Origin of the sequence: Actibacterium mucosum KCTC 23349, from assembly GCF_000647975.1 — a bacterium.
GTDB lineage: Bacteria > Pseudomonadota > Alphaproteobacteria > Rhodobacterales > Rhodobacteraceae > Actibacterium > Actibacterium mucosum.
In genome coordinates, this window is record NZ_JFKE01000001.1 from 28,842 (window position 1) to 40,906 (window position 12,065).

At 63.8% G+C, this 12,065-nt stretch carries 12 protein-coding genes; 4 read left to right on the forward strand and 8 right to left on the reverse strand.

Annotated features, from left to right (window positions below; genetic code table 11):
• Positions 1–11 precede the first annotated feature (11 nt).
• The 3 genes from fmt to def (ACMU_RS00195) are packed head-to-tail and all read right to left on the reverse strand — an operon-like array spanning position 12 to position 1,938.
• The gene (gene fmt / locus ACMU_RS00185) at positions 12–920 is read right to left on the reverse strand and encodes a methionyl-tRNA formyltransferase (protein WP_035255056.1); all 909 of its coding nucleotides are present in this window, start codon (positions 918–920) and stop codon (positions 12–14) included.
• Positions 920–1,420, reverse strand: coding sequence for a peptide deformylase (def, locus tag ACMU_RS00190; RefSeq protein WP_035255058.1), 501 nt, complete (start codon positions 1,418–1,420; stop codon positions 920–922). The genes fmt and def (ACMU_RS00190) overlap by 1 nt, the downstream gene beginning before the upstream one ends.
• On the reverse strand, positions 1,417–1,938 hold the full coding sequence (gene def / locus ACMU_RS00195) for a peptide deformylase (protein WP_035255062.1): 522 nt from the start codon (positions 1,936–1,938) through the stop codon (positions 1,417–1,419). Before def (ACMU_RS00195) ends, def (ACMU_RS00190) begins: the two co-directional genes overlap by 4 nt.
• A 104-nt stretch (positions 1,939–2,042) precedes the next feature.
• Here def (ACMU_RS00195) and ACMU_RS00200 point away from each other — a divergent pair, with 104 nt between their 5' ends.
• Positions 2,043–3,218 (forward strand): MalY/PatB family protein, encoded by a 1,176-nt coding sequence (locus ACMU_RS00200; RefSeq protein WP_035255065.1) that lies wholly within the window; start codon positions 2,043–2,045, stop codon positions 3,216–3,218.
• A gap of 78 nt (positions 3,219–3,296) precedes the next feature.
• On the opposite strand, the gene ACMU_RS00205 is transcribed toward ACMU_RS00200, so the two are convergent.
• On the reverse strand, positions 3,297–3,644 hold the full coding sequence (locus ACMU_RS00205) for a hypothetical protein (protein WP_035255068.1): 348 nt from the start codon (positions 3,642–3,644) through the stop codon (positions 3,297–3,299).
• Between the two features lie 176 nt (positions 3,645–3,820).
• Here ACMU_RS00205 and ACMU_RS00210 point away from each other — a divergent pair, with 176 nt between their 5' ends.
• Together ACMU_RS00210 and ACMU_RS00215 are read left to right on the forward strand one after the other, a co-directional pair.
• On the forward strand, positions 3,821–4,789 hold the full coding sequence (locus ACMU_RS00210) for a glutathione S-transferase family protein (protein WP_035255952.1): 969 nt from the start codon (positions 3,821–3,823) through the stop codon (positions 4,787–4,789).
• A 59-nt stretch (positions 4,790–4,848) separates the two neighbouring features.
• Positions 4,849–6,021, forward strand: coding sequence for a lytic murein transglycosylase (locus ACMU_RS00215; protein WP_035255071.1), 1,173 nt, complete (start codon positions 4,849–4,851; stop codon positions 6,019–6,021).
• A 61-nt stretch (positions 6,022–6,082) separates the two neighbouring features.
• Here ACMU_RS00215 and ACMU_RS00220 read toward each other — a convergent pair whose 3' ends face one another.
• Entirely contained in the window at positions 6,083–9,538 is a 3,456-nt protein-coding gene (locus ACMU_RS00220; RefSeq protein WP_035255073.1) for a chromosome segregation SMC family protein, read from the reverse strand.
• A 120-nt stretch (positions 9,539–9,658) separates the two neighbouring features.
• Positions 9,659–9,952 carry a hypothetical protein gene (locus ACMU_RS00225; protein ID WP_035255076.1) on the reverse strand — a complete coding sequence of 98 codons (294 nt, stop codon included), beginning with the start codon at positions 9,950–9,952 and terminating at the stop codon, positions 9,659–9,661.
• 112 nt (positions 9,953–10,064) lie between these two features.
• Between ACMU_RS00225 and ACMU_RS00230 the strand changes: the two genes are divergently transcribed.
• Positions 10,065–10,601, forward strand: a complete 537-nt coding sequence (locus ACMU_RS00230) for an NADPH-dependent FMN reductase (protein ID WP_035255079.1) — start codon at positions 10,065–10,067, stop codon at positions 10,599–10,601.
• On the opposite strand, the gene ACMU_RS00235 is transcribed toward ACMU_RS00230, so the two are convergent.
• Together ACMU_RS00235 and ACMU_RS00240 are read right to left on the reverse strand one after the other, a co-directional pair.
• Entirely contained in the window at positions 10,598–10,996 is a 399-nt protein-coding gene (locus tag ACMU_RS00235) for a VOC family protein (RefSeq protein ID WP_035255081.1), read from the reverse strand. The two genes, ACMU_RS00230 and ACMU_RS00235, sit on opposite strands and share 4 nt — an antisense overlap.
• Complete coding sequence (locus tag ACMU_RS00240) at positions 10,993–12,045, reverse strand: NAD(P)/FAD-dependent oxidoreductase (RefSeq protein WP_081805330.1); 1,053 nt, start codon at positions 12,043–12,045, stop codon at positions 10,993–10,995. Before ACMU_RS00240 ends, ACMU_RS00235 begins: the two co-directional genes overlap by 4 nt.
• Positions 12,046–12,065 lie beyond the last annotated feature (20 nt).

Genomic DNA, 12,065 nt, shown 5'->3' on the forward strand with positions numbered 1-12,065 from the left:
TCGGGCGAATCCTAGAGCTGAGTGCCAATGGGCAGGGCCGTGCCCCGCAGGAATGTAGCCGCATCCTGCGCGCCCTTGCCAGCTTTTTGCAGTCGGATCAGCTCCACCGCGCCGGTGCCGCACGCAATTGTCAGCGGATCGTTTGACAAAACCTGCCCCGGCACGCCGGAAGCGTCGGCCAAACGCGCGGCCAACAGTTTCAGCCGCCCGCCCGCATGGTCCACCCAGGCGCCGGGAAAGGGCGACAAGCCGCGGATCAGACGATCCACCTCAACCGCGGGGCGGGTCCAGTCGACGCGCGCCTCGCCCTTGTCGATCTTGGTGGCATAGGTCACGCCATCCTCGGGCTGGACCTCGGGCGTCAGCGTCGGCAGCTTGGCAAGCGCCTGCACGATCAGCGCCGCGCCCATCGCGGACAGACGGTTGTGCAGCTGGCCGGTGGTTTCCTCGGCGCCAATCCGCGTCGCCTCGCGCAGCAGCACGGGGCCGGTATCCAGACCCGCCTCCATCTGCATGATGCAAATGCCGGTCTCGGCATCGCCCGCCATGATCGCCCGGTGGATCGGCGCCGCCCCGCGCCAGCGCGGCAAAAGCGAGGCGTGGATGTTCAGGCAGCCATGGCGCGGCGCGTCCAGAACCGCCTGCGGCAGGATCAGACCATAGGCGACCACCACGGCGATATCGGCCCCCAGCGCCGCAAACTCCGCCTGCGCCTGCGGTGATTTCAACGACACCGGGTGGCGCACCGCCAGGCCCAGCGCCTCGGCCTGCGCCTGCACCGGGCTGGGCCGGTCCTTCTTGCCGCGGCCCGCCGGGCGGGGCGGCTGGCAATAGACGGCACAGACCTCGTGCCCGGCCTCCACCAGCGCCTCCAGCACCGGCACCGAGAAATCGGGGGTTCCCATGAAGACAACGCGCATCAGCCCCTCCGCAATTTCTCGGCCCGCTTCAGCAGGCGGTCGCGTTTCAACCGCGACAGGTGGTCGAAATACATCTTGCCATTCAGGTGGTCGATCTGATGCTGCACGGATGTCGCCCACAGGTCGACGAAATCACGCTCTTCCACCGCGCCGTCGCGGTTCAGGAACCGGACCGTGACCGCACGCGGGCGCTCAATCGCGGCCGAAACGCCGGGCAGGTTGGGCGAGGCCTCTTCATGCATCCGGAACTTGACCGAGGCGTGAAGGATTTCCGGATTGGCCAGGCACACCGCCTGCCCCCGATTATCGGAACAATCCACAACCGCCAACCGTTCCATCACCCCGATCTGCGGCGCGCCCAGCCCATAGCCGGGCATCGCATCCATCGTCTCGATCATGTCGTCCCAAATGGCACGGTGTTCATCCGTCACGGCCTCGACCGGCGCGGCGGCGGTGCGCAACCGCTTGTCCGGCCACGGAACAAAGGGCCTGACCGTCACGCCCGCGCCCGCTCGCGTTTCAGTTTCTGCATCTTGCGGGTGATCATCTGGCGCTTGAGCGGTTTCAAGTAGTCGATGAACAGTTTGCCATCCAGATGGTCGATCTCGTGCTGCACGCAGGTCGCCCACAGCCCGTCAAACGCTTGTTCCTGCGTCGCGCCGGACAGGTCCTGCCAACTGACTTTAACCTCTGAAGGACGCTCCACCTCGGCATATTGATCGGGGATCGACAAACAGCCCTCTTCATACACGTTCCGCGCCTCGGACTCCCATGTGACCCGCGGGTTGATCAGAACCATCGGCTGCGGCTCTTCACCTTCCTCTTTCACGCAATCCATCACCAGAATGCGCTGCATCACGCCGATCTGCGGCGCTGCCAGCCCGATACCCGGCGCGTCATACATGGTTTCCAGCATGTCATCGGCCAGCACCCGCAGCGCATCGTCAAATGTCGCAATCGGGTCTGCCGGTTTCTTCAGGCGCGGGTCGGGATGTATCAAAATCGGACGTATCGTCATGGCTTGGATGTAGTCCAAGCTCGCCCAAGGCGCAACGGGGGCATTGAACCCAACCTGATCATCTCATACCTCTTCTGGGAAAAGAAAAACCAACAGGGCTACCAATGAATTTCGACGAGATCATCGACCGCCGCGGCACAAATTCCAGCAAATGGGACGGTATGGAGAAATCCATCGGCGTCTCGGCCGAGGATGGCATTGCCATGTGGGTGGCCGACATGGATTTCCGCGCGCCCGATTTCCTGCAGGCCGCCACGCAACAACTGCTGGATCAGGCCAATTACGGCTATTTCACCGGGGTCGATGCCTATTTCGACGCCGCCGCGTGGTGGATGCAAACCCGCCACGGCTGGGCGATGGATCCATCCTGGCTGTTCGTTACCTTCGGGCTGGGCAACGGCATCGGGCTGGCGCTGCAATCCCTGACCGAGCCCGGCGACGAGATCGTGACCTTTACGCCAGTCTATCACGAGTTTGCCCGCAGGATCACCAAAGGCGGTCGCGTGGTCCGCGAATTGCCGTTGCAAACCGACGAAAACGGTCTCTACCGGATGGATTTTGATCACTACGACACGCTGATGTCAGGCCGCGAAAAGATGGTGTTGTTCTGCTCGCCGCATAACCCTGCGGGCCGGGTCTGGACTCAGGCCGAGATTGACGCCTTCGCCGATTTCGTGGTGAAACATGACTTGCTGGTGGTCTCGGACGAGATCCATCACGACCTGACTTTTCCCGGTCAAAAGCACCTTCCCCTTCATGTCGCCGCCCCTCAGCTGGAAGATCGGCTGATCATGATGACCTCGGCCTCAAAGACATTCAACATCGCCGGGGCCCGCACCGGGCTGGTCGCCATCCCCAACCCATCGCTGCGCGCCAAGTACGGCGCACTGTACACGGCCCTGGACATGAGCCCCAACCTGCATGGTGTGCGGCTGTCGCAAGCGGCCTACAGCACCGAAGGCGCCGAATGGGTCGACGCGCTGAACCAATACCTTGAAGAAAACGCCTCGCATTTCATCAACCGCATCGACGCCATTCCGGGCCTCAAGGCCATGCCGATGCAGTCCACCTATCTCGCCTGGGTCGATTTCGCCGGAACCGGGATGGAACGGGCCGAGTTTGCTTCGCGCGTCGCCGATACCGCGCGCATCGGCACAACGCCGGGCCACTCACTGGGATCGGGTGGTGAAACTTTCCTGCGCTTCAACCTCGGCACACCGCGTGCGCGGATTGACGAGGCCCTTACCCGCCTGCAGTCAGCTTTCAGCGACTTGCAATAGCTCGCAAGCCCGCCCCTGACCGGGTGCGGGGTGGGCGGGTGGGCGCGCCCGGTCAGGGGCGGCCATCAACACAAGTGATCAGTGCGGCAAAAGCGCGATCGGGGCGTTCTCGTCCCGTTCAAAATCCAGCGGAGCCTTGTCCAGCGCAGCGGTGTTCCGCTTGAACTCGAACACCCGTTCGCCGTTCTCTTCGGCAGATGCCACAATTAGCGCCTGGTAAATATGCCGACCACCGTCATAGATATCGACCAAACCGCGAAACATCGGCGTATCATCGGAATCCAGCGCGAACCCGTCATGCCAAAGGCGCAAAATCCGATAGCTGTGCTCACCCACCTGTACGCGCAGGCGGTTCTTCTTCAGCATCGCTTCCTTCCGGGCCTTCTCCAGCCCCTCACGCACTTCTTTTGGCAAAAACTCCGACATCGCGGCTCTCCTTCTGCCTCAAGGGTATGAACGATGTTGCACGGGTCAAGGTTAACTCCATATGAACACGCATTTTTTTGAAACAGCAAAAATGAACAATACATGCGCGATATTCACCACTATGTGCATTTTTGAGAATCTCTTACCTCTGCGTCAGGCTTTTGAAAGAGGACAAAATGGGTCTGCTGATCGACGGAAAATGGCAAGATCGCTGGTACGACACCAAGTCGACCGGCGGGCACTTCAAACGTACCGAGGCGCAGTTTCGCAATTGGATCACCCCGGACGGCACCGAGTTTCCTGCCGAAAGTGACCGCTATCATCTCTATGTCAGCTATGCCTGCCCCTGGGCGCACCGCACGCTGATCTTCCGCGCATTGAAGGGCCTGACAAACCATATCGATGTGTCAGTTGTGCATCCCGACATGCTCGACAAAGGTTGGGAGCTGAACCCCGATTACCCCGGCGCCACCGGGGATCGTCTCTATAAAAAGCCGCTACTTAGTGACATTTATGTCAAAGCCCAACACGACGTCACTACCCGCGTCACCGTCCCGGTCCTCTGGGACAAGGCCCGCAAAACCATCGTCTCGAACGAATCGTCCGAGATCATCCGCATGTTCAATTCTGCCTTTGACGGGCTGACCGGGAACACGTTGGATTTCTGGCCCGAAATCCTGCGCGACGAGATCGAAGAGGTGAACGCCCGCATCTACGACACGTTCAACAACGGTGTGTACAAAAGCGGGTTTGCCACCTCGCAATCGGCGTATGACGAAGCCGTCACGGCCCTTTTTGACACGATGGACTGGCTCGAAGACCGCCTGTCGCACCGCCGCTATCTGATGGGCGACCGCCTGACCGAGGCGGACTGGCGCCTGTTCCCCACGCTTGTACGGTTCGACCCGGTCTATCACCTGCATTTCAAATGCAACCGCAACCGGCTGGTCGATTTCCCAAACCTTTGGGCCTATACCCGCGAGCTCTACCAGATGCCCGGCATCGCACAGACGGTGAACTTCGATCACATCGTGCGCCACTACCACTACAGCCATGAAAGCATCAACCCGCACCGGATCGTCCCGATTAACCCTGAGATCAACTGGGCCGAACCGCATGGTCGTGAACGGATGATGGCCGCCTGACCGGTTGCCTGAAACCGGCCACCTGATAAGGTTCCCCCGATATTTTTTCGGAGGAACCAATGCGTTTCGTTTTACCCTTTATCGCCGGGCTCGCCCTGGCCCCGCTGCCCGCATTGGCCCAATGCGGCGGCACGTTTTCCAGCTTCGTCAACGGGCTCAAGTCCGAGGCCATCGCCAAAGGTCACGCCAAGAAAACCGTGAACGCCTTTTTCAACGGCGTGCGCCAGGACCCGCGTACCATCAAGGCCGACCGCGCCCAGGGCGTGTTTCAGCTCGATTTCGTCACCTTCTCGCGCCGCATCATCAGCCAGAACCGCATCGACAATGGCCGCCGCAATGCTCAGAAATGGGCCGCGGTTTTCGACCGGATCGAACGAGATTACGGCGTGTCGCGGGGTGTGCTGCTGGCCTTCTGGGCGCTGGAAACCGATTACGGCGCGGTGCAGGGTGATTTCAACACGCTCAACTCGCTGGTCACCCTGTCGCATGATTGCCGCCGGCCCGACCTCTTCCGCCCCCAGGTCTTTGCGGCGCTTGAGCTTTATGAACGCGGCGAGTTCGACCCCGCCCGCACAACCGGCGCCTGGGCGGGCGAGATCGGCATGGTGCAGATGCTGCCCGGCGACATCCTGGAAAACGGCGTGGATGGCGATGGCGACGGAAAGGTCAGCCTGAAAACCTCGCCCCCCGACGCGCTGAATTCGGGCGCCGCGATGCTGCAGGATCTGGGCTGGCGCGCCAACGAACCCTGGCTGCAGGAAATTGTGGTGCCCGGCACCCTCGACTGGTCCAAAACGGGCCTGAACCACACGCGCAAAGTCTCTGACTGGGCCAAGCTGGGCATCAAACCGCGCAGCGGCAAGCTGGGCAAAGGCAACCTGCAGGCCTCGGTCCTGCTGCCCATGGGTCGGAACGGCCCGGCCTTCCTCGCCTACCCGAATTTCTCGATCTATTTCGAATGGAACAAAAGCTTCGTCTACGTGACCACCGCGGCCTATTTCGCCACAAGGCTGGAAGGGGCACAGGTCTATGACGCCGGCAACGCGACACCCGGCCTCAGCGGCGCGCAGATGAAACAGCTGCAACAGAAGCTGACCAATCGCGGCCACGACGTGGGCGGTATCGACGGCATCCTGGGCGCCAAAACCCGCGCCGCGGTGCAGGCCGAACAGGCGCGCCTCGGCCTGCCCGCCGATGCCTGGCCCACCACCGGCCTGCTGAACGCGCTCTAAATCACGGGACGGCGGGCGGGGCGATCTGCGCGGCCACGCGCAGGAGCGCCGCCCCCGTCCCTCACGCCACCAACGCCTCGGCCTTCTTCAGATCCACCGACACCAGCTGGCTCACCCCCTGCTCGGCCATGGTCACCCCAAACAGCCGATCCATCCGGCTCATCGTCACCGCGTGGTGGGTGATGATCAGAAACCGCGTATCCGCCCGCCGCGTCATCTCGTCCAGCAGATCGCAGAACCGCGTCACATTGGCATCGTCCAACGGCGCGTCCACCTCGTCCAGCACACAGATCGGCGCCGGGTTGGCCAAAAACACTGCAAAAATCAGCGCCAGCGCCGTCAGCGTCTGTTCCCCCCCCGACAGCAGGCTCAGCGTGCTCAGCTTCTTGCCCGGCGGCTGGCACATGATCTCCAACCCCGCCTCCAGCGGGTCGTCGCTTTCCACCAGAACCAGATCCGCCTCGCCGCCGCCAAAGAGGTGCTTGAACAGCACCGAGAAGTTGCTGTTCACCTGCTCAAACGCGGTCAGCAACCGCTCGCGCCCCTCGCGGTTCAGCCCGGCAATCCCGTTGCGCAGCGCTCGGATGGCTTCCTCGAGGTCCTGTTTCTCGTTCAGCAGCGTGTCATGCTCGGTCTGCACCTCGCGCGCGTCTTCCTCGGCCCGCAGGTTCACCGCACCCAGCGCGTCGCGCTGCCGGCGCAGCCGCGCCACATCGGCCTCGATCGCCTCGGCCCGCGGCATGGTGGCGGGATCGACATCAAGCTGCTCCAACAGCTTTTGCGGCTGAGTTTCCAGAACCTCGGCGATCCGTTCCTCGGTGGCCTCAACAGCCGTTTTCGCGGCCTCAACCCGGGCCTCGGCCCCGGCCCGGTCTTCGCGCAGTTGCGAGGCATTGCGTTCGGCATTGCGCTCGGCCTCCACGGCAGCGCGCAGCGCGCCTTCCCCTTTCGACAGTGTATCCGCCGATTGCGCCTTGCGCGCCTCGGCGGTTTTCAGCCGGGCTTGCAACGTCTCCCGCTCGCCGGCCAGCTTGCCCGGGGCAGCCTGGGCGGCGTCCAGCTCTTGTTCCGAGGACTCTTTGCGATCGTTCAGCTCTGCAATCCGCGTCTCGGCCGTGTCCAGCCGGTGCCGCCAACCGCTGAGCTCTTTTGTGACCTCTTGCCGACGCCTGGTGCGCGCTTCGCCTTCACGGCGCAGCTCGTCATGGGCTGAACGTTTGGTCAGCATCGTCAGACGCGCCGCCTCAACCGTCATGCGCACATCTTCGACCTTGCCGCGCGCCTCGTCCAGATCCGGCAGCTTGTCGACGCTGGCCTGCGCCTCGGCCAATCGTCCCCGCGCCCCCGCGGCTTCATCCTCGTGCCGCCGCACCGCCAATTCCGCGCTTTCCTTCTTGGTCTGGGCAATGGCCAGGTCGCTTTCGGCCCGCGACAGGGCGCGTCCCGCTTCGGCTACCGACCGGTCGGCGTCGCGCCGGGCCTGCCGGGCCAGCCGGTCAGCCTCGGTCAATTGCGCCAGGCGTTCCGTCAGCACCTTATGCGCCTGTTCGGCCCCTATGGCGCGCGCATTGGCCTCTTCGAGGTCGCGCTTCAGCTCCACCAGCCGGTTCAGCTGTTGCAGGCGCAGCGCAGCGGCGGACGGCACGTCTTCGGCCCCGGCGCAATACCCGTCCCAGCGCCACAGATCACCCTCGATACTGACCAGCCGCTGCCCGGGTTTCAGCGCTGATTGCAGGCCCGGCCCATCGGCGGCATCGACCAGCCCGATCTGCGCCATGCGCCGGGCCAGAACCGTTGGGGCAGAGACGTAATTCGTCAACGCCGCAACCCCATCGGGCAGCACCTGCCCGTCGGCATAGCCGGGCAGTTCAGCCCAGCCGGTGCGCCGCCCATCGGCCCGTTCCGGCGCGCGCAGATCGTCGCCCAGCGCCGCGCCCAGCGCCTGTTCGTAACCCGGCTGAACCTCCAGCCGGTCCATGATCTGGCCACCCTCGGCCGTGTCGCGGTCTACCAGACGGGCCAGCGCCGCCACCTCGGCGCGCAGCGCCTTGGCCTCCCCCTCGGCGGCGGAATGCTCGGCGCGGGCTTCGGCCTCGCGGCCCTGCGCTTCGGCGCGGGCGTCATCGGCTTCGGCAAGGGTTTTCTCGGCATTTTCTGCGGTCGTCTGAGCGTTCACATGGCTGGCCTTTGCACCTTCGAGCGTAGTTTGCGCGGAAACGCGGGCGGCTTCGGCCGCTTCAACCGCCTCAGTTGCCTTCCCGGCCTCGCCTTCGCTGCGATCAACGGTCTTTTGCGTGTCCTCCAACAGACGATGCGCTGATTGGTGCCGGGCCGCCAGACGCGCCACATCCTCGCCCAGCTCGGTCAGCGTTGCCTCGCGGTTCTGCAGGGTCTCGGCGGCTTCCTGTGCCTCGGCGCTGACGGCGGCAAGTGCGTCGTCATGCCCCTCATTAGCCTTGGCAATCTGGGCTTGCTCCCATTCCAACCGCTTCATCGTTTCCCCCGCATCGCGGGTCAGGCCGGTTTCGCGCTCAATGTCCTTGGACAGCTGTTCGATGCGCGCGGACAGGGTTTCGATGGCCTCAACCGCGCGGGCTTCCTGATCGCTCAGCGCCGTCTGTTCCACCAGCAACCGCTGCACCACGGCGGCAGCGATCGTGTCTTCCTCGCGCAGAGGCGGCAGCGCTTCTTCGGCGGCTTCCCGGTCTTTGGTGGCCCGACGAGCCAGCCCCTCGCCTTGCGCCGCAGCGGTGGTGCGCTCACGCAGTTCGTCCGCTGCCTGCGCGCGTGCTTCGTCGGCCTCTTTCCAGCGCCGATACAGCAACATACCCTCCGACCGTCGCAGGTTTTCGCCGATCTCACGATACCGCGCCGCCTGCCTGGCCTGTCTAGCCAGTTGCGACAGCTGTTGCGCCAGTTGGTCGATCACGTCATCGACACGGGTCAAATTCGTCTCGGCCCCGTTCAGCTTCAGCTCGGCCTCGTGTCGGCGCTGGTAAAGCCCTGAAATACCTGCAGCTTCTTCCAGAATGCGGCGGCGATTCTTGGGTTTGGCGTTGATCAGCTCCGATATCTGCCCCTGCCGGACCAGCGCGGGCGAATGCGCCCCGGTCGAGGCATCGGCGAACAGCATCTGCACGTCGCGCGCCCGCACATCCTTGGTATTTGCCTTATAGGCCGAGCCCGCATCGCGGGTGATCCTGCGCACGATCTCCAACATGTCAGCGTCATTAAATCCAGCAGGCGCAAGGCGTTCCGAGTTATCGACCTGCAGGCTGACCTCGGCAAAATTGCGCGCCGGGCGCGTGGCGGCGCCGGCAAAGATCACGTCCTCCATCCCGCCGCCGCGCATCGCGGTGGGGCGGTTTTCGCCCATGACCCAGCGCAGCGCCTCCAGCAGGTTGGACTTGCCGCAGCCATTTGGCCCTACAACCCCGGTCAGCCCGTCAGCGATGACAAGGTCGGTGGGGTCGACGAAGCTTTTGAAGCCATTGAGCCTGAGGCGGGAAAAGCGCAAAGAGGGGGTCCCGGTGTGATTCCAACTGACCTTAAATCCTTTGGCCAGTTGCGCGCCGAGTCAAGCGCCGCACACCTGATATAGCCGATTTCGACGAGTTATCCCCAAGATATTGCGGGTTCAGAGGGGGCAGAACAGCTCTGCCCGCATCAAAGCAGGATCGCCGTCAAAGGTTCCGGGCACGATCTCGCACCCTGTTGCCAACTGGATCGCCCGGTAGCCGCGCTGCATGATCCCGTTGGAATTTGGACCGAATTCGAGATTGGTGCGGGTCGCCTCGGCCTTGTGGCGATTGAAGAACACGCGAAAGCTGGAGTTCTCGACATCGACATTCCGGCTGACCGATCCCTGCAGCTGCGGACTGGCGCATGCTGTCACAGCCAAAGTTACACCTAGTATTACAAGTTTACGCATTACGTTTCCCCCGAAGTTTAAACTTCAGTCTGAAGAAAGGGTGTTACTGAAACCTCATTGCACCCCAAAAATGTGCCGTTAATTTGCCGGTAATGCGATAACAGGAGACACAATGACCAAGTTGCTGGGGATTTCCGGGGCGCTTCGCGAGAATTCGGTGAACCGATTGCTGATCCGCGAGGCCGCGCGGTTGTTTGACCCCGATGAGTTCGTCGAAGCGAATCTGCGGCTGCCGCTTTATGACGGTGACGTCGAAGACACGGACGGCATCCCTGACGCGGTGCAATTGCTGTCGGATCAAATCGCCGCCGCAGATGCGGTGATTGTGGCCAGTCCGGAATACAACAAGTCGATCTCGGGCGTGTTGAAGAACGCGCTGGACTGGGTCAGTCGCACCAAGGGCAGCCCCTGGCGCGACAAGCCGGTGGCCCTGATGACCGCAACGGCGGGCCGGTCGGGCGGCGAGCGGGTGCAGTGGATCATGCACCTGTCGATCATGCCCTTCCGCCCGCGCCTGATCAACGGACCCGAAGTTCTGGTGGGATCGGCCAGCAGCCAGTTCGACGAGAACGGGCGGCTGACGAACGAGCGTTACGAAAAAAACCTGACCGCGTTGATGGAAAACCTGCGCGCGGCCATCCCGGCCTAGGCGGGGTTCGAAACCTCGATCAGGTTGCCATCGGGGTCGCGCAGATAGATCGAGGTGATCGGCCCGGTCGCACCGGTGCGCGGCACGGGGCCTTCCTCGATTTTGGTGCCGGTTGCCCGCAAGTGGGTCTGCCAATCGGCCAGCGGCACGTCCGACAGGAAACACAGATCCGCCGTGCCCGGCGCCGGGTTCGCGGCCTTGGGGTCGAACTCGCCGCCCTGCGGGTGCAGGTTGATCTTCTGTGCGCCAAAGCTCAGCGCCCAGCGGGTGGAGCCGTCGGCCACGGTGAAGGCAATCGCCTGCATGCCCAGCACGTCGCGATAGAAGGCGATGGTTTCGTCGATGTCGGCGACGGTCAGAACCAGATGATCGAGGGCGCGTAATGTCGGGGTCATGCGGGGCCTTTCAGGTTCGCCTGTGGCAGGAAATCGGGCGGGATATCGGCATGCCCGGTCAGGATCAGGTCGGCCATATCCTCGGCCATTTTCGGCGCCATGCCAAACCCGATTTTGAACCCGCCATTGGCGATGAAATGCCCCGCGCGCGCCGGCCATGCGCCCAGCATCGGCGCGCGGCTGCGCGCACGCGGCCGCACCCCGGCCCAGCGTTTCAGCACCGGCGCATCTGCGATGGCAGGCACCAGCGCGCGGGCGCGGGTCAGCAGATCGTCCAGCCCGGCATCGGTGCTGCGCGGGTTGTCGAATTCCCGTTCCGAGGTCGAGCCAATGGCCAGCGTGCCATCCACGTGCGGTACAAAATGCACGCCATCGGCAAAAAGTTGCGGCGCATCGCGGCGGTCAACCTGCAACAGCGCTGCCTGGCCTTTCACGCCATTGCCAACCGGTTGCTGGAAATGCGCGGAAAGCGACAACAACCCTTCATACCCCGTGGCCCAGACCACGGGCCCCTGGGGCGTGCCATCGGTCGAAATCTCACCGCCCTTGGCGGTGATCGCAGCGGCCAGCGCGGCGCAGGCCATCGCGGGGTAGAGCCGCGCGCTCAGCGTGTCGTGGATGACCATGCCGGTGGGGCTGGGCGGGGCCCAGTCGCCGAATTCACCGGCTGCGCGCACAGTCCATTCAGCCCGCCCCTGCCACAGGTCGCGCGCGCCCCCGGCGCGGGCCTGTGCCATGTCGATCGCGCGGTCATCGGCCAAGGGCTGTAACCGGCCCAACCGGCCATAGCCGGGGTCTTTGCCGCCCGCCGCGGCCACCTCGGCCCAAAAGGTTTCGGCGCGCAGCAGGCTGGCCAGTTGATAGGCCTTTTTGGGGTTCCAGTTCTCGGGCACATGCGGGGCCAGCGCGCCGACGATGCCGCCCGACGCCCCACCACCGGGACCGCGCGGATCGATCACCCGCACCCGCGCCCCGCGCCGCAAGCAGGCCCAGGCCACCGACAACCCGATCGCCCCTGCGCCCATCACCGTGATGTCAGCCATTGCCATTGGCCTCACTCTTCCCCATT

Bases quoted from the DNA above. Each gene is read 5' to 3' on its own strand.
- fmt (WP_035255056.1), bottom strand. From the start codon at position 920: ATGCGCGTTGTCTTCATGGGAACCCCCGATTTCTCGGTGCCGGTGCTG.
- def (WP_035255062.1), bottom strand. From the start codon at position 1,938: ATGACGATACGTCCGATTTTGATACATCCCGACCCGCGCCTGAAGAAA.
- ACMU_RS00200 (WP_035255065.1), top strand. From the start codon at position 2,043: ATGAATTTCGACGAGATCATCGACCGCCGCGGCACAAATTCCAGCAAA.
- ACMU_RS00205 (WP_035255068.1), bottom strand. From the start codon at position 3,644: ATGTCGGAGTTTTTGCCAAAAGAAGTGCGTGAGGGGCTGGAGAAGGCC.
- ACMU_RS00210 (WP_035255952.1), top strand. From the start codon at position 3,821: ATGGGTCTGCTGATCGACGGAAAATGGCAAGATCGCTGGTACGACACC.
- ACMU_RS00215 (WP_035255071.1), top strand. From the start codon at position 4,849: ATGCGTTTCGTTTTACCCTTTATCGCCGGGCTCGCCCTGGCCCCGCTG.
- ACMU_RS00225 (WP_035255076.1), bottom strand. From the start codon at position 9,952: ATGCGTAAACTTGTAATACTAGGTGTAACTTTGGCTGTGACAGCATGC.
- ACMU_RS00230 (WP_035255079.1), top strand. From the start codon at position 10,065: ATGACCAAGTTGCTGGGGATTTCCGGGGCGCTTCGCGAGAATTCGGTG.
- ACMU_RS00235 (WP_035255081.1), bottom strand. From the start codon at position 10,996: ATGACCCCGACATTACGCGCCCTCGATCATCTGGTTCTGACCGTCGCC.
- ACMU_RS00240 (WP_081805330.1), bottom strand. From the start codon at position 12,045: ATGGCAATGGCTGACATCACGGTGATGGGCGCAGGGGCGATCGGGTTG.